Origin of the sequence: Nonomuraea mesophila (assembly GCF_004352805.1) — a bacterium.
Taxonomy (GTDB): domain Bacteria; phylum Actinomycetota; class Actinomycetes; order Streptosporangiales; family Streptosporangiaceae; genus Nonomuraea; species Nonomuraea longispora.
In genome coordinates, this window is the sequence record NZ_SMLD01000041.1 from 40956 (window position 1) to 58760 (window position 17805).

A 17805-nucleotide genomic window follows, 5' to 3' on the forward strand; every position below is an offset into this window, starting at 1 on the left:
ACGCGGACAGACGCTCCGCGTGCACCGCGCGTTGTCAGGACGCCCGCGGGCGGACGCGCCGCCAGCCGACGACGATCAGGGCGACCAGGCCGATCAGCGGTCCTGAGCTGATGGTCCAGCTGATCGCCAGTGGCGGACCGGGCTGCTCCAGCAGGTTGAGCTTGAGCTCGCCCGTTCCCCGCCCCTCCGGGCCGTCGATGGCGAACCGGAATGACCAGGTGCCCTGCAGGTCCAGCGACTCGACGTCCAGGCCCCACACGTCGCGCCGGCGAGGGTGGCGGACGAGGGGCATGTCCTCGCCGGCGCCGTCGGGGCCGGTCACGGTGAGCGTGCCGCCCTTGCCCTTGATGCCGCCCTCGGGCATGAACGTGAAGTCGAGCGACTGCATGGCTTTCAGCGGCCACACGCTGAATCCGACGGTGACCCGGTAGGGCCCGGCCTGCACCTGTTCGGTGTGTACGGCCTTCACCGGCTCTTCAGCCTGTGCCGTTGCTGTCAAGGTGAGCAGGAGCCCGAAGACGCCGAGCAACACGAGAGAGATCTTCCGCATGGCGTTACCGCCCTTCCACGGCAGGAGTGAGGGACCGCAGGATCTCGGCGAAGCGGACACCGAGGAAACCGGCGGCCACGCCGAGCGCCGTGCCGACGGCAGCCGTCGCCACCAGCACGGGGAGCTCGCCGAGTGTGTCGCCGCCCAGGAGCAGCGCGGACTGCCCGGCCACCGCGACGGTGACGACGAGCCCTCCTATGCCACCCGTGACCATGGCGGAGCCCACGGCCCGCCCGTCGTCGGCGCGGGCCATCACCGGCCCCATCACGGCCGCGACCGGCAGGAGTATCATCGGGATCAGGGCGGGCCCCACCGGCACGTCGCTCGGGACGTCGCGGAACGGCTGGGCGATCGCGTCCGCGTACACCCGGGTGGCCCACGGGCAGAACCACCAGAAGGCCGCCTGGAGCGCGACCAGGATCAAGGAGATGCCGATCGCGCCGGCCGCCCGTCCGGTCAGGCGGGCGCCCACGACGAGAACCAGTACCGACAGGAAGGCCATCCCGGCCGTACGCAGATCGACCACGGACACGCCGAAGGCGGTCAGCCCCTCGACCACGATCGAGCCGAACCCGAGGAGCAGGGCGAGCCCGATGACCGCGGTGATCCCACCCCATCTCCGGTCGAGGGCGGCGGCGGACACCATCACCGCTCCGGCCATGGTCAACGTGATGGCCAGCAGGAATCCGATGTGCGGAGGGGATTCGATCACCGCGTCGAAGCCGTACAGGCCATGCCACCACTCGTCGAGCAGGCCGTAGACCAGGAACAGTGCGGCGCCGACGCCCGAGACCAGGTAGCCGATCGGAGCGGCGAACGTACGGCCGAACACGCCGACCGCGGCGCCGCCGACGGCAGGGTCGACCGGGCGTCCACGCCGCTCGGCCATGGTGGTCGCCAGCACCACGGCCAGGCTGGCGATGCCGGCGATCGCGCTGCCGGAATACAGTACGAGATGCGGCGCGGTGAAGAAGGTGTCGGGCCCGACGTCGTAATGCCATTGGATGTCCCAGACCATCCCGGTCAGCGACAACATCGCACCGCCGAGGACGAAGGCCGCCGCGGGCAGCCCTTTCGAGCCGGCTTCCGGCCTGCGGGTCGTCGGAGCACTGGTCATGCCGATGTCCATGTGTGGTCCTTTCACGAGACCAGGAGGGTGAAGGCGGCGTGCTGGACGTCGTTCGCGCCGCGCAGCGTGACGTTGATCTGCCAGTAGCCGGTCATCGCCAGCACGGTGTCCTTCGCGCGGTAGCGGCCGGGACCGGTCCGTACGGCCGTGACAGGCGGGTACGCGTGGCCCATCTGGGGCATCACGGGCTGGAGGGTCACGTCGTCCAGGTCGGCGGGTGCACCGTCCCTGGTCGTGACGTCGAGGTCGAACGTGTTGGGGCCCTCGCGCGGACCGTCGGTGGACAACCGCACGGTGTACGCGGCGGTGGAGGCCGTCATCGTGGTGCCACCGGCGCCGGTCAGCCAGGGCGGGACGACCAGCAGGGCTGCCGCGATCAACGCCACGACCACCGCCGGCAGGACGAACTTGACCTTCGTGCTCATCATGAGGGCCTTCCTGACTCGGGAACCTCCACGGTCATGGACGTGGTCCGCACCGCGTAGCCGCGCTCGGCCTGCACCCACACGAGATAGCGGCCGGGCAGCGGAAAGGTGTAGGTGAACGGCACGTCGGGGCCGAACGCGGCGACGCTCTCGTCCGGCTGGTTCCGCCGGTCCGGCACCATCGCGTGAACGTGGGCCCAGATCGGCGCGTCCGCGATCTCGGAGGTAACGGGCCCGGCGACGATCATGTGGCCGGCCATGCCCAGCCAGGGCTGCAGGTCCCGCGTGCCGAACCGCGCGTTGAAGGTGCTGGGCGATCCCGCGGGGGCGATGCGGCGGTCCACACGGACGTTCTCCGTGGCCGGCGCCGCGCCGCCCGCCGCGTCGAGGGCGATCGTGGTGCGGAGCTGCTGCCTGCCGCCACCGCGCCGGGCGACCTCGGCTATGACCGCGTAGCGGCCCTTCTCCGGCGCGGCGAACGTCACCCGGTAGTCACCGGGCGCCACACGGACCGGGTGAAGATGCCGGAGCCCGCCCGCGGGAGACACGACGACCAGGTGGATCAGCGCGCTGTCGTGCACCAGCAGGTCGTCGACGGGGTGCCCGGTCGAGCCGTCGGTCAGCGCCAGCCGCAGCTCTCCGTCGCGCGTGTCCGCGACCAGGTTCACCGGCGGGCGCGAGCCGTTCACCGAGCCGTCCACCGGGGCCAGCCGCGCGGCGCCGTACGGATCGGTGATGTTGCCGGCGGTCGGGTCCAGCACGGAGCCCGGCGGCGGGAGCGGCGGCGCGCTCCACGACAGGGTCACCGCCGTCACCGCCACGGCCAGCGCCGCCACCGCGCCGGAGGCGGGCACCAGCGCGACCATGCCCGGCCGGCGGACCGCGACCACGAGCGTCACGATCATCAGGACACCCGCGCCGACGAATCCCGCGTTCGTCGCCTTCTCCAGCGGCGACAGCACCTGTGCGGGCACGACGAACGGGATCGTCGCGATCCGCGTGCCGTCGTCGATCGCCAGCTCCCACAGGCCGGCGCCCGACACCTGGAGCGGGCCGGCGCGGTGGAAGCCCGGCTGAGCGCCGAGCCGTACGGAGGTCGCGCCGCTCTGCCGGCCGTCCTTGCTGAGCCGCAGCGCCAGTGAGCCGGGCGGGCTGCCCGCGTGCGTGACCACGTCCACGTGCACCGGGCCCGGCACCGGCTCCACCCGGCGGATCACCACGGTCAGCTCGCGGTCGCCGAGGGACTGCGCGACATGAATGTCACCGCCGTCGAGCGCCCCGTCGGCGAACGCGGGGGCCGCCACGGCCCACACGACGACGAGGGAGCACAGCAGCGCCGCCACCGCTCTCACGACGGCTCCGCGCCGGCATGGTGTTCATGAATACCGTCCATGTCCGGAATGCAACCGGAACGCGGTGTGGCCCCTACGACGCGGACCGTGAAGCTACCGTGAAGCCGGCGGGTCCTGCCGCAGCGGAAGCCGGACGGTGAAGGCCGCCCCATGGCCCAGGCCGCGTGAGGTGGCCGTGAGGTCGCCGCCGTGGGCGCGCGCGATCCCGCGGGCGATCGTCAGGCCGATGCCGCTGCCGCCCGCGGGGGCCGGGCGGCCGGGATGCTCCACCCGCTCGAAACGGTTGAAGATGCGCGTGAGGTCGTGCTCGTCGATGCCGATGCCGTCGTCCTCGACGGCGATCTCGACGTAGGGCGCGGGCGCCTGGCCGGTGCGCACGGTGACCGACACCCGGCCGCCGGCACCGCAGGCACGCAGGGCGTTGCCCATCAGGTTGACCAGGATCTGGGTGACGCGGCCAGGGTCGAGCACGGCCGTGACCGGGGGCCGGGGGACGACGGCGAGCGCCACCTGGCCGTCGTCGAACTGCGGGCGCAGCCGTTCGGCGGTCCGCTCGGCCAGGGCCACCACGTCGGTGGGCGTGACCTGGAGGGCGAACGCCCCTTCCTCGGTCCTGGACAGGTTGGACAGGTCGTCCGCGAGACGCCGCAACCGGGCCAGGTCGTCGGTGAGAGAGGCGAACATGGCGTCGTCGCGGGTGAAGATGCCGTCGGCCATGCCCTCGATCTGGCCGCTGAGGATGGTGATGGGCGTACGCATCTCGTGGGCGATCTCCGAGACCAGGCGGGCGCGGCGCCGTTCGACGTCGGCCAGCCCCGCGGCCAGCCGGTTGACGTCCTCGACCAGCGCGGCGAGCCCCGGCTCGCGAGGGACGTCGAGGACGCCGTCGTAGTCACCGCCGGCCAGGCGGTGGGTCGCGGCCCTGACCTGGCGCAGCGGCCGGAGCAGGAACCGGGAGAAGACGAAGGACAGCAGCAGCGCCGCCGTCATGCCGGCGGCCAGCGCCGGCCAGAGCAGTTCGAGATCCACCTCCCCGTCCCGCCGCGCGGCCAGCGCGGCCAGCAGCCTGTCGAGGTCGCTGCCCCCGGCGTCGGAGGTTTGACCGGCGGGGCCGTCGACGATGCTGGCGACGACGTTCATCGCCGTGAGCGCCACGACCAGGACCGCCAGGTGGGACAGCACCAGGCGGACGGTCAGCGACAGCGGCGGCAGCCGGCGGACGACGCGGTGCAGCAAGCGGGCCGTCCTCTCCCTCGCGGGAGTCATCCGGCGGGACGGGCGAGGAAGCGGTAGCCGATGGCGCGCACCGTGCCCACGAACCGGGGAGTGCTCGCGTCGTCGCCGAGCGCCCGCCGCAACGTGCGGACGTGAACGTCGACCACGCGTTCGTCGCCGAAGAAGTCGTTGCCCCACACGTGCTCGATGAGCCCGCGGCGGGTGAACACCCGGCCCGGCGCCTGGGCCAGCGCCACCAGCAGGTCGAAGTCGAGCGCGGACAACTCCGGCGTGCGGTCGGCCCCGACGGTGACCGTACGGGTGTCCGGGTCGATGACCAGGCCGTCGAAGCGCAGGGACCGGTCCTCGGCGGCCTGACCGGGAATCTCGGCGCGGCGCAGGATGGCCCGCGCCCGCAGCGCGAGCTCGCGGGCGCTGAACGGCTTGGTGACGTAGTCGTCGCTGCCCGCGGTGAAGCCGATGATCCGGTCGACCTCCTCCGTCCTGGCGGTGAGCAGGATCACCGGCACCTGGCTGGTCGCCCGGATCCGGCGCAGCACCTCGAACCCGTCGAGTCCGGGCAACATCACGTCGAGCACGACCAGGTCGGGCTGTTCACGGGCGACCGCGGCGAGGCCCAGCGGCCCGTCCGGAGCCTCCAGGACCTCGAAGCCGTCCGCCTCCAGATAGCCGCGGAGCGTCATCCGGATCTTGGGCTCGTCGTCAACGACCAGAATGCGTTGTGTAATCATGCTCGTCCCTGCCATCGGTCACCGGAAGGGCCTGTGCCTCAGGGGGAGCCGCACGCACCACACCGGCCATATCCGACAGTCCACCAGAGCATCGTGTGGTGCGTACACGCCGGACCGTGAAGCTTTCGTGAAGCCGGGGGAGCGCCCGCATGGTCACACCTTGCGCCAGCCCGGCACCCAGGCTCCGTCCTCCACCACGTAGTCGCCGAACAGGGCGGGCGCCTCCTCGCGTACGAGCTCGCCGATGCGCTGGAACAGCAGGCGGATCTCCTCCTCCGCCCCGGCGGCGGTGCGGGCCTCGAGCGTGTGCCGCAGCGTGCGCACGTTGGCCGTCCACACCAGGCCGGTCGCCACACCCTCCGGGGCGAAGCGCCGCATGAAGGACGTGCGGTGCTTCTTCTCCGAGAACGGCACGCCCTCCTCGTCGAGCCCGAAGTGCTCGGCCATCCACCGCTGGAACTGCTCCATCTGCTCCAGCATGGTCGTGGCCCGCTTCATCAGCTCGTCGTCCTCCCGCGCCCACTCGGGGAACCAGAAGGGCAGCTCGTCCAGACGGACGAAGCGCAGCGACTCCTGGGAGATCGCCACGCCGGGACGGTGCCTGACGAGCTCGTGGGTGAGAACGCGGCTCACGTTGTGCAGCACGAAGCTGAAGCTGATGTGCTCGAGGACGGAGCCGTGCGCGCTGGCCAGGATGTTACGCAGGTATTCGTCCTGCTCCTTCCTGATCCGGACCACGTTGGGATTGAGCCCGGGTTCGAAGGAGCGGTAGCAGAGCCGGCCGGCGAACTCGGCGAGGTTCTGGGCGTCGAGGTCGCCGCGGTCGAGCCGCTCCAGCCAGCTCTCGCCGCCGACCTCCGCGAGATAGCGGGCCAGCTCGTCGTAGTCGAGCGACGGACGGGCGACGATGAAGACCTGGGGTTCGACAGTGCGCATGGCCCCAAGTCAACCAGCTCCCGGCCTGGGGACAGCACCTGCCCCGGCCGCAGGTCCCCCATCCTTTCCGAGCACCGGACCTGGACGCAGTGGTTAGTCTTGCCGGATGTTCGCGAACGTCCCGGGCGTCGTCCGGTCCTGGCCGGGCTCCTGGCGTGCTCGTTCCACGCTCGCCAAGGACGGCGCCCTCGCGGCGCTGCTCACCTCGCTGGCGTTCGTGCCGACGTTGTCCGTCATCTCGGCGCAGCTCGGCGACCTGCCCGCGCGCCCGGCGGACGTGCCGGCCATGGCGCTGGTCCTCGCCCAGTCCGCGCCGCTGGCCGTGCGCCGCCGCTGGCCCGCGGCCTGTCTGGTGGTCGTCGGCGCCGCCTTCGCCGTGCACCAGGCCCTGTCCTACCCGCCGACGTTCGCCAGCATCGGGCTGTATCTGGCGGTGTACGCGGCCGGAGCCCACCAGAGGCGGTTCCGTCACGGACTCGCCGCGGCGGCCGGCGCCGGCTACGTCGTGCTCGCGGTCGTCCTGGACCATCTCGGATCGCCCAATCGAGCCCAGGACTTCCTCGCCTTCTTCCTGATCCTGGTGGTGGTCTGGATGGCCGGCGCGGGGATGCGCCGCCGGCAGGCGGAGGAGGCCGAGCGCCGGCGGCTCGCCGCGGACATGGCCAAGGCGTCCGAACGGGCCCGCATCGCCCGCGAACTGCACGACGTGGTCACTCATCATGTGACCGCCATGGTGGTCCAGGCCGACGCGGCAGGGCTCGTGGTCGCCGCGGCGCCCGACCGGGCCGAGGCCGGGCTCGCCTCCATCGGAGACACCGGGCGGCGGGCTCTCACGGAGCTGCGGCACCTGCTCGGCGTGCTGGAGGCGACCGGCGAGCCGGACGCCGCCGACGGCCGTACGCCGGCGCTGGGCGGGATCGGCGAGCTGGTCGAGCAGGCCCGCGCGTCCGGCCAGCCCGTCGAGCTGGCCGAGCACGGCGAGGCGCGGCCCCGGCCCGCGGACGTCGAGCTGGCCGCCTACCGGGTGGTTCAGGAGGCGCTCACCAACGCGATGAAACACGCGGCGGGACGGCCCACCCGGGTCACGGTGCACCACGACCCCGAACGCATCACCATCGAGGTGACCAGCGACGGGCCCGCCGGCGACGGGCCTGCCGGCGCGGCGCCCGCCGTGCCCTCGGGCGGGCGCGGCCTTGAGGGGCTGCGCCGCAGGCTGCGCGCGCTCGATGGCGACCTGGTCGCCGCGGGCGCGCCCGGTGGCGGCTTCAGCGTCCGCGCCTCCATCCCCGCTTCGGTCCCCGCCTCCACCCCCGTGAGGAGCCGGGCATGACCGACACGCCGATCAGGGTGCTCATCTGCGAGGACCAGGAGCTCGTACGGACCGGCTACGTCACCATCTTCTCCGCCCAGCCCGACATGGAGGTGGTCGGGGAGGCCGCCGACGGCCGCGCGGCGGTGGAGGCGGCGCGGCGGCTGCGCCCGGACATCGTCGTGATGGACATCCGGATGCCCGGCCTCGACGGCATCGAGGCCACCAGGCAACTGGCCGGGCCCGGCGTCGCCAACCCGGTGAAAGTGCTGGTCGTCACCACCTTCAACGTCGACGAGTACGTCTACGAAGCGCTCAGGGCCGGGGCGGCCGGCTTCCTGCTCAAGGACACCAGGCCGGCGGAGCTGGTCAACGGCGTGCGGACGATCGTCGGCGGCGAGTCCCTGCTGGCCCCCGCCGTCACCCGCACCCTCATCGGCCACTACGCCGGCCGCCTGCGCCCCGCCGACACCGCCAACCCGGCCCGGCAGGAGGTCGTACGCGCGCTGACGCCCCGTGAGCTGGAGGTGCTCGTGCAGATCGCCGCCGGCCTCTCGAACGCGGAGATCGCCGCCGAACTGTCCATCACCGTCGAGACCGTGAAGACGTACGTGTCGCGGATCCTGACCAAACTCGACCTGCGCGACCGCGTGCAGGCGGTCGTCCTCGCCTACCGGGTCGGGCTCGTCTCCGCCGGCTGAGCCACGACCCGGTTCGCGCCGCGCTGTCAGCCGCAGTTGCCCCAATCGTCGCGGCTGCCCGTGGCGAGCGGGCCGCCGTGGCCGCCGCTGCTGATCTGGCCGAGGAACTTGTTGAGCGGCTGCCCAAACGTACACTTGAGCGATCGCTCAAACAGGATGCCGCGAGAGGACGGCACATGCAGCTGTACATCGAGGCACGCATACGAGCCGAGCTGGACCTGCTCTGGCACCGCACCCAGGATCCGGCGCACCACCGGCGCTGGGACCTGCGCTTCACTCACATCGACCACCTGGCCCGCGCGGAGGGGGAGCCGCAGCGGTTCAGGTACGGAGTCCGCCTCCTGCCGGGCCTCCTCGTCTCGGGCACGGGCATCGCGGCGGGCGAGAAGCGGCGCCCAGACGGCACCCGCACCTCGGCTCTCCGCTTCGCCTCCGCGAGCCCGCTCTCCCTGATCGCGGAAGGCCGCGGCTACTGGCGCTACCTCCCGACCGGGGACGGCGTCCGGTTCCTCACCGGCTACGACTACGAGCCGCGCTGGGGGCGCCTCGGCCGGATCGCCGACCGCCTCGTCCTGCGGCCGCTCATGGGGTGGGCCACCGCCTGGTCGTTCGACCGGCTGCGGTTGTGGTGCGAGCGCGGCATCACGCCCGAAAGGTCCCTGCGGTACGCGCTCGCCGACGTGGCGGCACGCGCGCTGGCCATCGGGGTGGCCGCGCTGGTGGCGCCCGTGGCCGCCGTACCGGTGGCGATCGCCGCGCTCTGGCTGCCGCCGTCGCGTGACACTCCGGCGGCCCGGCGCTGTCTGCGCCGCCCGCCCGGACGCGCGGACGCCACCCCGCCCGTCCTCCTGAACTCCCTGAGGTGGTCATGACCTCGATCTTCCAGCGGGCCCTCGGCGCCGACTTCGACCGGCTCCACCCGCGCATCCAGCGGCGCTTCTCCGTCGGCCTCGGCAGCGGCGAGGCCTGCGTCGGCCGCGGCGTGATGGATCGCGTCTGGCACGGAGGCACCTGGCTGCGGCCGTTCCTGGCGTTGGGCGGCACACGGCACATCCTGGTGCCGCGCAGCGGCCGCGACATCCCCTTCACCATCGAGAACGCCCCCTACCGCGACTCCTTCGGCCGCGAGACCGTCACCTTCGTCAGGACGTTCGCCTTCCCCGGCCGTCCCCAGCGGTTCGACGCGACGATGATCTTCAGCCGGGAACGCGGCTGCATCGTCGACTACCTCGGCACGCACCAGCACCTCGCCACCGACCTGCACGTGCACGCCGACCCGGAGGGAGCCCTGGTCATCCGCTCCGGCGAACAGCGTTTCCGCGAAGGACCCGTGAACACCCGTGTGCCCGCCCTCATCAGGGGCGACGCCGTGGTCCGCGAGTCGTACGACGACGAGGCGCGGTGCTTCCGCGTCCGGGTCACCGTCTCCAACCGCTACTTCGGCCCGCTCTTCGGCTACGAGGGCACCTTCCAGGCCGAGCACGTCGACGTGGCAGCCCACGGGGTGCGCACCGACCTGCGGCCCGTCCGCGAGGAGGCGCGGGCATGAGTAACGACACGCGGACGAAACTGCTCGAAGGCGCGCTCACGACGCTCGTCGAGCAGGGCATCGCCGGAACCTCCGCGCGCGCCGTCGCCGCCGCCGCGGGGGTCAACCAGGCGCTGGTCTTCTACCACTTCGGCAGCGTCGACGAACTGCTCGCCGCCGCCTGCCGCCACGGCGCAGAACAACGGGTCGCCGTCTACCGCGACCGCCTGCGCGAGATAGGCACCCTGGACGAACTCCTCGCGCTGGGCCGGGAACTGCACACCACCGAACGGGCCGGCGGGCACGTCGCCGTACTGGCCCAGCTGCTGGCCGGGGTGCAGACGCAGCCCCGGCTGGCGCCCGCCACCGCCGCCGGGCTCGCGCTGTGGACGGAGGAGATCGAGCAGGTGCTCGGCCGCGTGCTGGCCGGCAGCCCGCTGTCCGGGCTCGTCGACGTCGCCGGACTGGCCAAGGCGCTCTCCGCCGCCTTCATCGGGCTGGAACTGTTCGAAGGCGTCGACCCGGCCGGCGCCGAACACGCCTTCTCCGCACTCGACGGGATCGCCGGCCTCATCACGGCGCTGGACGAACTCACCCGGCTCGCCCCGCCCGCCGACAAATCCCCCTGATTCGGCGGTTTGTGGGCTTTCCGCTCGTTGTCTGTGACCGGTCTGGAAGGTGCAAGCTTTCCGTGTATTCAGGGGGCTTTGTCGCGGGTCTGGAACGTGCAAGCTTTCCGTGCGTTCACAGGGACAAGCTTTTTGGGAAACCCCTCGGGCTGGGCGCCGCACTGCGTGCCTCCGGCCCGCTGGACTCGCCGTACGTGAGGTGGCTAAGCGCATAGTCACTCGTAGAATGCTCGTGCCAGGCCCCGGGACGCGGGCGGCATTTCTGAGGCGAATCTGAGGCGAAGGGGCGCGGATGGCCAGACGGCAGGCCCGGTTCACCGCACAGGACCTGGTGGACGATCCCCGGCTGCGGGACCACTCGCCCGAGTTGTGGCGGGCTGACCTGGGGGAGGTGCAGCGCCGGCTGCTGTCGTCGGCGGTGCGCTGCTTCGCCGCGAACGGGTTCCACGCCACGACCACGCGCGACATCGCCGACGGGGTCGGCCTCAGCCCGGCCGCGCTCTACGTGCACTTCCCCTCGAAGGAACTCGTCCTGTTCGAGATCGTCCGGATCGGACACGAGCGGGTCCTGGCACACGTACGCGACCCGTCCATCCTGGCGGTGGAGGGAGCGGCGGAGCGGTTGCGCGCCATCGTGGCGGCGTACACCGTGTGGCACGCCCGCCACCACGTGGCCGCGCGGGTCTGCCAGCTGGAGCTGAACGCCCTCAAGGCCGAGCACTACGGCGAGATCGTGGAACTGCGACACGAGACCAACGGCTACTTCCGCGACGCCGTCGCGCGCGGGGTGGCCGACGGGACGTTCGCGCAGGTGGACGTCAAGCGGGTGACGCGCGCGATGCTCTCGCTGAGCATCGACCTCGTCCGCTGGTACCGGCTCGACGGGCCCGACTCGCCCGAGCAGCTCGGTGAGTTCTACGCCGACCTCGCGCTGCAGTTGGTCGCCAGGCCCAAGGAGTAGGTCCGCGGCGGAATTCACCGGTTGACAAGTCACCGTCCGCACCTGACTATGCGCTTAGTAACTTTCGTGATCGATCGACCCGAACATCCGCATAGCACCATGAGCCAGACCGGTCGGCTCGCTGGACCGGAAGCGGTGGGGGCCGCGACCACAGAACGCCGGAGCAAGGGGCACCGGCGCGCATGGCGTCCGGCCCGACCGCCGAGTTCCGTTCCCCCCAGGGAGTCGCACATGTCCCTTCTCCGCAGATCCACTCTCTTCTCGGCCCTGATGGCCTCGCTCGTGGCGATCCCTCTGGTGCCGGTGGCGTCGCCCGCGCAGGCGGAGGCGCACTGCCCCCGCATGGGCAAGATCCACGTTCCGGGCGCGCAGCACCAGGTCGCCGCCTGCCTGGACGACCTCACCACCGCCGGTACGGTCGCGTCGGGCCACACCGACGCCGCCGACTGGCAGGGGCTGCACTCCGCGGGCACCCGCAACCCCAGCGGGGTGCCGGGCATCCAGATCGACGGCTATTTCCGTGACGACTCCACGAGCAACCCCACCCACGGCTGGAACCACGACTCCCAGTTCGTGATCCGCCTCCCGCAACGCTGGAACGGCGGCCTGGTCGTCGCGGGGGCGCCGGGCAACCGCCGCCAGTACGCCAACGACTTCACGATCGCCGACTTCGTGCTGGCCAAGGGCTACGCCTACGCCTCGACCGACAAGGGCAACGGCGGCACGGAGTTCTACAAGGACGGCAGGCGGCCAGGCGACGCCTACGTCGAGTGGTACCACCGGATGACCCAGATCACCGTCGCCGCCAAGGCCACCGTCGCCCGCCACTACCGCAAGCCGCTGCGCAGGACGTACGCGGCGGGCATCTCCAACGGCGGCCAGCTGGTGCGCTGGGCGCTGGAGAACCACCCCGAGCTGTACGACGGCGGCGTCGACGCGGAAGGCACGTACTGGCCGCCGGACAATGGCCCGAACGCGCTGGTCTACCTGCCGGTGGCGCTGCGCAACTACCCGAAGTACGCCGAGAACGGCGACCCCGAGGCGCACGCCGCGATGCTGCGGGCCGGCTTCGCCCCCGGCTCGGAGTTCCTGTGGGAGTTCAACTACCGCAACATCTGGGACGGCACGCAGCGGCGCGCCCGCGAGGAGATCGACCCGGAGTACGACGGCGACCTGGAGGCGGGCATCCCGTTCTGCGAGAGCGGCACGCCCAACTGCGACGCCGACTACGACTACTACGCGCGCCCGAAGAGCGTGCACAAGGTGGTGCGGCGGGCCTCGATGAGCGGCCGCATCGGCAAGCCGCTGATCACCGTGCACGGGACGCTGGACACCCTGCTGCCGATCGCGGTCCACAGCGACCCGTACGCCGAGCTGGTGCGCAAGCAGGGCAGGTCCGCCCTGCACCGCTACTACAGGATGGAAGGCGCCTCCCACCTCGACATCGAGTACGACATGTTCCCCGACCGGATGCGGCCGCTGCTTCCCTGCATGCGGACGGCGTTCGAAGCCCTCGAACGCTGGACGGCTCCAGGCCACGGCCACAAGCCCCCGCGCAGCGCCACCATTCCCCGCCAGACCGACGGCGACGTGGCCAACACCTGCTCCCTCAGGTGACCGGTGAGGCCCGGCCGCCGGCCAGTTCGCCGGCCCTGGCCCGGATCAGCCGCTGGACGATGAGGGCCGACGGTGAGGGCCTGCTGTCCTGACGCTGCGTCAGGCACAGTTGCACGGGCGGCGCGTCGGACAACGGAAGCCAGACCACGTCGGTGATGTCGGCCGAGGTGTCGAACCCGGCGAGAATGCCGAGACCGACACCTTGGCCGACCATCACCTTGACGGTCCGCGCCGACATGGCCTGCACCACGACGTCGGGGGCCGCCACGTGCCGGTGCAGCGTCTCCCACAGCACGGTGCCCGCCCGCATGGTGACGATGGGCCAGGTCTCCAGGTCACGCCAGTGGATCTGGTCGCGCCCCGCCAGCGGATGATCGGTGCGCGCGTACGCCCCGAGAGGAGCGGAGATGAGCGGTATGCGCCGCAGCCCCGGCGCGGGCGGGGTCAGCGGCGTGGTGATCACCCCGAAGTCCAGCGCGCCGTCCAGCACGGCGGTCTCGATGGCGGACGAGGCCCCCTCACGTACGGTGAAGCGCAGCCCCGGATGGTCGCGGCGCAGCCGGCCCACGACCGGAGCGATGATGGTCTCCACGGTCACCGTGACGCCGCCGATCTGGACCCTGCCGCGATAGGAGCCGCTCGACTGCATCGCCGACTCGCGCACCGCATCCTCGGCCTCGACCAGCCGGCGCAGCGGCTCGATCAGGGCCTGGCCGGCCGGGGTCGGGCGCACGCCGTGCCGGCTGCGGGTGAGCAGCACGACGTCTAGCTCCTCCTCCAGCAGCGCGATCTGCTGCCCGAGCGTGGGCTGGCTGACGCCGCACCGGCCGGCCGCCGCGCGCAACGATCCCGTCTCGACGGCGGCAAGGAAATACCGCGCCCTTTCCACCCGCACCGCGCCACCATAAAGGAGAAACCTTCCACCTGTGAACGCCAATCAGGTCTTCCCCGCACGCCGACGGCACGGCATGGTGACGTCCATCACAGCCATCCCGTGCACGACGTCCCCCAGGTGAAAGGAATAACCAGTGGCGAACGGTCCGCTCAGCGGAGTACGTGTCCTGGACGTGTCGACGATCCTGGCCGGCCCCCTGGCGTCCTCGCTGCTCGGCGAGTTCGGCGCTGAGGTGATCAAGGTCGAGCACCCCGCCACCGGCGACCCGGCACGCCACTACCCGCCGCTGGAGGACGGAGAGTCGGCCGCCTGGGCGATGCTCGGCCGCGGCAAGCGCAGCGTCACGATCGACCTGCACCACGCCGAGGCGGCGCACCTGGTCGGCCGGCTCGCCGCGGCCGTCGACATCGTGGTGACCAACTTCCGCCCGGCGACGTTGCGCCGGTTCGGCATCGACTTCGACGACCTGCGGGCCTACCGGCCGGACCTGGTGATGGTGCAGGTGAGCGCGTTCGGGCGGACCGGCCCGTACGCCGACCGCCCCGGCTTCGCCCGTGTCGCCGAGGCCTTCGCCGGCCTGACCTACCGTACGGGCGCCCCCGACCGGCCGCCGCTCTTCGCCGGCTACCCCGTGGCCGACGGCGTCACCGGCATCTACGCCGCGTTCGCCGCCATGCTCGCGCTGCGCCAGCGCGACCTCACCGGGCAGGCGCAGCTCGCCGACATCCCCCTGTACGAGCCGCTGCTGCGGATGATGGAGGACTTCATCGTCGAGTACGGCGCCACCGGGGAGAACCGCGAACGCCAGGGCAACCAGAACCCGCACATCAGCCCCAACGACCTCTACCGCACCCGCGACGGCCGCTGGCTGGCCCTGCCCGCCTCCACCGAGCAGATGTGGCGCCGGCTGGTCAAGGTCATGGACGCCGCCGACCTCGCCGTGCACGACTCCATGACCGCCCGGCTCGAGCACCGGGAGGAGATCGAGGCGCGGGTCGCCGCCTTCGTCGCGGAGCACGACCTCGAACCGCTGATGGCGCTGCTCGTCGACGCCGGCGTGGCCGCGGGGCCGGTCAACTCGGCCGCCGACATCTGCGCCGACCCGCACATCCGCGCCCGTGGCTCGGTGGTGGAGGTGCCGGACGACAGGACGGTCCGTACCCGCCTCATGCAGGCCCCGGCCGGGCGTTTCTCCGGCTTCGACGCCACCGTCGGCCACACCGCGCCGGCCCTCGGCGAGCACACCGCCGAAGTACTGCGCGACCTCGCCGGGCTCGCGGACCAAGACATCCAAGACCTGCGCCACCGAGGAGTGGTCTGACCCGAGAAAGAGCGTGCTCATGACCCTGGCGACTCTGTCCATCATCGTGCTGGCCGCCCTTCTCGCGGCGACTCTCATCCCCGGCTTCGATCTCGGGCTGGGCGCCCTGGCGGCGGCGTTCATCCTCGGGCTGGCCGCCGGCGTGACGGAGAGCGACGTGACGGCGTTCTTCCCGGCCGACTTCTTCGTGCTCATCGTCGGGGTGACGGCGCTGTTCGCCGTCGCCCATCACAACGGGACCCTCGACTGGTTACTGGACCTGCTGCTCCGCGTGGCCGGCGGCCGGCTGGTGCTGATCGCCCTGGTGCCCTTCGCCATCGGGGCCGTGCTCACCGCCGTCGGCACCCTGCCCGCCGCGGCGACCGCCATCGTCTCGCCGATCGCGCTCGGCTTCGCCGCGCGTTACCGTACCTCGCCGCTGATCGCCGCCGTCCTGGGCGTCACCGGCATCATCAGCGGGCTGCTCTCGCCGCTCGCCGTGTACGGCGTCACCGCGCGCGAGCTGAGCACCAAGCTCGGCATCGGCCTGCCCGGCTCGGCGCCGGTGGCCTTCCTGAGCGGCGGGCTGCTCGCCGGCCTGGCCGTGTGCGCGGGGCTGCTGATCGTCGGCCTGTGGAGCGGCGGCATCCCCCGCGGCCGGGCACCCATCCCGGCCCTCGCCTCGGTCCGCGCCACCGGACCGGCCACCCCGGCGCCCGGTGCCACCGACTCGGCGCCCGGCGCCGCGCCCGAGCCCGCGTCCGGCGGCGGGGCCGCGACGGCGACCGTCGACGCTCCCGCACCCGCGCCCGCCGAGACGCCGACGCGACCCGGAGCGCGCGCGTTCACCCTGGTGTGCATGCTCGCCGTGGTCGTCCTGTCCGTCGGGTTCGACATGAACGTGGGCTATCTCGGCCTGACCGCCGCGCTGATCGTGCAACTGGTGTTCCGGCTGCCGGCCGACGCGATCGTGTCCAGGATCCCGTGGACCGTGGTCCTGCTGATCGGCGGCCTGCTGACGTACGTGGGCCTGATGCAGCACCTGGGCGCGTTCAAGCAGATCAGCGACCTGCTCACGATCGAAGGGTCGCCGCTGCTCAGCCTGCTGGTGCTCTGCTACATCGCCGGCGTCACGTCCTTCGCCGCCAGCTCCATCGCGGTGTTCGCCACCGTCATGCCGCTGCTGCCGCCGCTGGTGGCCGCCGGGGTGTCCCCGGTGGGCGGCGTGCTCGCCCTCGCCCTGGCCTCGGTACTGGTCGACATCAACCCGCTCGGCATCACCGGCGGGCTCATCCTCGGCGCCGCCGAGCCCTCGGTCAGACCCCGCCTGTTCCGTAACCTGCTGACCTACGGGCTGATCTCGATCGTCGTGGCCCCGCCCCTCGCCTGGGCCGCTTTCGGCTGGTGGTGACGCCGGCATGCGGCGGTTCACGACGCGCCTGCGGCTCGAACCGGCCGGTCCCTCCCGCGCTTCCGACCTGTGGACGGTGCACGAGGACGAAGAGGTGTGGCCCTGGTACGGCACGGCCAGGCCAAGCCCGCGGCAGGCGGAGCGATGGGCGGCGTCCATGGGCGAGTCGTGGCGCCTGCACGGTGTGCACAAATGGATCGCGTACGACCGGATGAGCGGCGAGGTCGTCGGCCGCGGCGGGCTGTCGCGCACACCGGTCGACGACGACTGGGGCCAGATCTACGCGTTCCTCCCGGCGGAGCCGTGGGTGCGCGTCCCCTACGGGGTGCGCCGCCCGTTCGTCGCGCACGCGAACTGGCTGGAGCTCGGCTGGGCGCTGCGGGGGAGATTCCAGGGCCGCGGATACGCGTCCGAGATCGGCCGCGCCGGGCTGGCGTTCGCTTTCGACGTGCTCGGCGCGCAGGCCGTGGTGTCGTGCACCGCCCGTCACAACGTGCGTTCCCGTGCGGTGATGGAGCGCATCGGCATGCGGTACGCGGGCGAGATCCGTACCCGCGGCATGGTCGAAGGCGTCGAAGGGGAGCGGGACGACGCGCCGTTCGCGGTGTGCGTGCGGTTGCGGAAGGACCGGGGCCGGTGAGCCGCGGCGCGGACGAGGGTGCGACCTTCTCCGCGCCGCGGGCCGGTCATCCGGCGTAGGTCTCGAACTCGGCGACCCTGGGCGTGCCGCTCGCGCCGGTGATCCTGAACGTGATCTTCCTCAGTGAGGCCGGGGTGAAGGTGATGGTGCCCGCCCCGCTGCCCGACTTCAGCACGGCTCCGGTGTCGTGGTTGACGAGCTGCCAGGATCCGATGGCGCCCGCGGAGCCCGACGCCTCACGGATGACGACCCTGGCGATCGTCGTGGCGGAGCTCCACTTGACCGAGATGTCGCCGGTCGAGCCGGAAGGCGACCAATAGGTGCTCATGTCGCCGTCCCGTACGTTGCCGTAGCTCGTCCCGCCGCCCTTGCTGGAGCCGTCGGAACCGGCCCCGATGCTGAGGTTGCTCCCGTCCGGCGGCGTGGTCGGCGGGTCGGTGGGGTCGGTCGGGGGC

At 72.1% G+C, this 17805-nt stretch carries 18 protein-coding genes and 1 pseudogene; 10 read left to right on the forward strand and 9 right to left on the reverse strand.

The genetic code is table 11. From position 1 onward, the window contains the following. Window positions 1–34: 34 nt before the first annotated feature. The 7 genes from E1295_RS17965 to thyX form a co-directional block, all read right to left on the reverse strand. Window positions 35–550, reverse strand: a complete 516-nt coding sequence (locus tag E1295_RS17965; protein ID WP_132631466.1) for a hypothetical protein — start codon at window positions 548–550, stop codon at window positions 35–37. Between the two features lie 4 nt (window positions 551–554). Further along, the gene (locus E1295_RS17970) at window positions 555–1679 is read right to left on the reverse strand and encodes a hypothetical protein (RefSeq protein WP_220448771.1); all 1125 of its coding nucleotides are present in this window, start codon (window positions 1677–1679) and stop codon (window positions 555–557) included. 11 nt (window positions 1680–1690) lie between these two features. Continuing rightward, window positions 1691–2107: a FixH family protein gene (locus E1295_RS17975; RefSeq protein WP_220448772.1), complete on the reverse strand. Its 417-nt coding sequence runs from the start codon at window positions 2105–2107 to the stop codon at window positions 1691–1693. Continuing rightward, window positions 2104–3456, reverse strand: a complete 1353-nt coding sequence (locus tag E1295_RS17980) for a hypothetical protein (protein WP_220448773.1) — start codon at window positions 3454–3456, stop codon at window positions 2104–2106. The genes E1295_RS17975 and E1295_RS17980 overlap by 4 nt, the downstream gene beginning before the upstream one ends. 93 nt (window positions 3457–3549) lie before the next feature. Further along, entirely contained in the window at window positions 3550–4692 is a 1143-nt protein-coding gene (locus tag E1295_RS17985) for a sensor histidine kinase (RefSeq protein ID WP_220448774.1), read from the reverse strand. A gap of 26 nt (window positions 4693–4718) precedes the next feature. Further along, entirely contained in the window at window positions 4719–5423 is a 705-nt protein-coding gene (locus tag E1295_RS17990) for a response regulator transcription factor (RefSeq protein WP_181958007.1), read from the reverse strand. A gap of 153 nt (window positions 5424–5576) precedes the next feature. After that, window positions 5577–6359 (reverse strand): FAD-dependent thymidylate synthase, encoded by a 783-nt coding sequence (gene thyX / locus E1295_RS17995; RefSeq protein ID WP_132631467.1) that lies wholly within the window; start codon window positions 6357–6359, stop codon window positions 5577–5579. A 106-nt stretch (window positions 6360–6465) separates the two neighbouring features. Here thyX and E1295_RS18000 point away from each other — a divergent pair, with 106 nt between their 5' ends. The 7 genes from E1295_RS18000 to E1295_RS18030 all read left to right on the forward strand — a co-directional run bounded on the left by E1295_RS18000 (window position 6466) and on the right by E1295_RS18030 (window position 13104). Next, entirely contained in the window at window positions 6466–7689 is a 1224-nt protein-coding gene (locus E1295_RS18000; protein ID WP_132631468.1) for a sensor histidine kinase, read from the forward strand. Beyond that, window positions 7686–8369, forward strand: coding sequence for a response regulator (locus E1295_RS18005; protein WP_132631469.1), 684 nt, complete (start codon window positions 7686–7688; stop codon window positions 8367–8369). Before E1295_RS18000 ends, E1295_RS18005 begins: the two co-directional genes overlap by 4 nt. Window positions 8370–8545: 176 nt before the next feature. Next, entirely contained in the window at window positions 8546–9241 is a 696-nt protein-coding gene (locus tag E1295_RS18010; protein ID WP_132631470.1) for a hypothetical protein, read from the forward strand. Continuing rightward, window positions 9238–9918 carry a DUF4166 domain-containing protein gene (locus E1295_RS18015; protein ID WP_132631471.1) on the forward strand — a complete coding sequence of 227 codons (681 nt, stop codon included), beginning with the start codon at window positions 9238–9240 and terminating at the stop codon, window positions 9916–9918. Before E1295_RS18010 ends, E1295_RS18015 begins: the two co-directional genes overlap by 4 nt. After that, the gene (locus tag E1295_RS18020; RefSeq protein ID WP_132631472.1) at window positions 9915–10526 is read left to right on the forward strand and encodes a TetR/AcrR family transcriptional regulator; all 612 of its coding nucleotides are present in this window, start codon (window positions 9915–9917) and stop codon (window positions 10524–10526) included. The genes E1295_RS18015 and E1295_RS18020 overlap by 4 nt, the downstream gene beginning before the upstream one ends. A gap of 292 nt (window positions 10527–10818) precedes the next feature. Then, window positions 10819–11487 carry a TetR/AcrR family transcriptional regulator gene (locus tag E1295_RS18025; RefSeq protein WP_132631473.1) on the forward strand — a complete coding sequence of 223 codons (669 nt, stop codon included), beginning with the start codon at window positions 10819–10821 and terminating at the stop codon, window positions 11485–11487. A gap of 231 nt (window positions 11488–11718) precedes the next feature. Next, entirely contained in the window at window positions 11719–13104 is a 1386-nt protein-coding gene (locus E1295_RS18030) for a tannase/feruloyl esterase family alpha/beta hydrolase (protein WP_132631474.1), read from the forward strand. On the opposite strand, the gene E1295_RS18035 is transcribed toward E1295_RS18030, so the two are convergent. Further along, window positions 13097–13999 carry a LysR family transcriptional regulator gene (locus tag E1295_RS18035; RefSeq protein ID WP_166427277.1) on the reverse strand — a complete coding sequence of 301 codons (903 nt, stop codon included), beginning with the start codon at window positions 13997–13999 and terminating at the stop codon, window positions 13097–13099. The genes E1295_RS18030 and E1295_RS18035 overlap by 8 nt on opposite strands. A gap of 133 nt (window positions 14000–14132) precedes the next feature. On the opposite strand from E1295_RS18035, the gene E1295_RS18040 reads away from it, so the two are divergent. From E1295_RS18040 to E1295_RS18050, 3 genes are read left to right on the forward strand one after another with little or no spacing between them, the layout of a single operon-like run. Then, window positions 14133–15320: a CaiB/BaiF CoA transferase family protein gene (locus E1295_RS18040; RefSeq protein WP_132631476.1), complete on the forward strand. Its 1188-nt coding sequence runs from the start codon at window positions 14133–14135 to the stop codon at window positions 15318–15320. A 19-nt stretch (window positions 15321–15339) separates the two neighbouring features. Next, on the forward strand, window positions 15340–16710 hold the full coding sequence (locus E1295_RS18045; RefSeq protein WP_132631477.1) for an SLC13 family permease: 1371 nt from the start codon (window positions 15340–15342) through the stop codon (window positions 16708–16710). A 7-nt stretch (window positions 16711–16717) separates the two neighbouring features. Further along, a complete protein-coding gene (locus tag E1295_RS18050) occupies window positions 16718–17350 on the forward strand; it encodes a GNAT family N-acetyltransferase (protein ID WP_132631478.1) in 633 nt (210 codons plus the stop codon). A gap of 46 nt (window positions 17351–17396) precedes the next feature. Here E1295_RS18050 and E1295_RS18055 read toward each other — a convergent pair. Further along, window positions 17397–17805 (reverse strand): annotated as a pseudogene (locus E1295_RS18055) (pectate lyase); the annotation flags it as partial.

Bases quoted from the DNA above. Each gene is read 5' to 3' on its own strand.
- E1295_RS17965 (WP_132631466.1), bottom strand. From the start codon at position 550: ATGCGGAAGATCTCTCTCGTGTTGCTCGGCGTCTTCGGGCTCCTGCTC.
- E1295_RS17970 (WP_220448771.1), bottom strand. From the start codon at position 1,679: ATGGACATCGGCATGACCAGTGCTCCGACGACCCGCAGGCCGGAAGCC.
- E1295_RS17975 (WP_220448772.1), bottom strand. From the start codon at position 2,107: ATGATGAGCACGAAGGTCAAGTTCGTCCTGCCGGCGGTGGTCGTGGCG.
- E1295_RS17990 (WP_181958007.1), bottom strand. From the start codon at position 5,423: ATGATTACACAACGCATTCTGGTCGTTGACGACGAGCCCAAGATCCGG.
- thyX (WP_132631467.1), bottom strand. From the start codon at position 6,359: ATGCGCACTGTCGAACCCCAGGTCTTCATCGTCGCCCGTCCGTCGCTC.
- E1295_RS18000 (WP_132631468.1), top strand. From the start codon at position 6,466: ATGTTCGCGAACGTCCCGGGCGTCGTCCGGTCCTGGCCGGGCTCCTGG.
- E1295_RS18005 (WP_132631469.1), top strand. From the start codon at position 7,686: ATGACCGACACGCCGATCAGGGTGCTCATCTGCGAGGACCAGGAGCTC.
- E1295_RS18010 (WP_132631470.1), top strand. From the start codon at position 8,546: ATGCAGCTGTACATCGAGGCACGCATACGAGCCGAGCTGGACCTGCTC.
- E1295_RS18015 (WP_132631471.1), top strand. From the start codon at position 9,238: ATGACCTCGATCTTCCAGCGGGCCCTCGGCGCCGACTTCGACCGGCTC.
- E1295_RS18020 (WP_132631472.1), top strand. From the start codon at position 9,915: ATGAGTAACGACACGCGGACGAAACTGCTCGAAGGCGCGCTCACGACG.
- E1295_RS18025 (WP_132631473.1), top strand. From the start codon at position 10,819: ATGGCCAGACGGCAGGCCCGGTTCACCGCACAGGACCTGGTGGACGAT.
- E1295_RS18030 (WP_132631474.1), top strand. From the start codon at position 11,719: ATGTCCCTTCTCCGCAGATCCACTCTCTTCTCGGCCCTGATGGCCTCG.
- E1295_RS18045 (WP_132631477.1), top strand. From the start codon at position 15,340: ATGACCCTGGCGACTCTGTCCATCATCGTGCTGGCCGCCCTTCTCGCG.
- E1295_RS18050 (WP_132631478.1), top strand. From the start codon at position 16,718: ATGCGGCGGTTCACGACGCGCCTGCGGCTCGAACCGGCCGGTCCCTCC.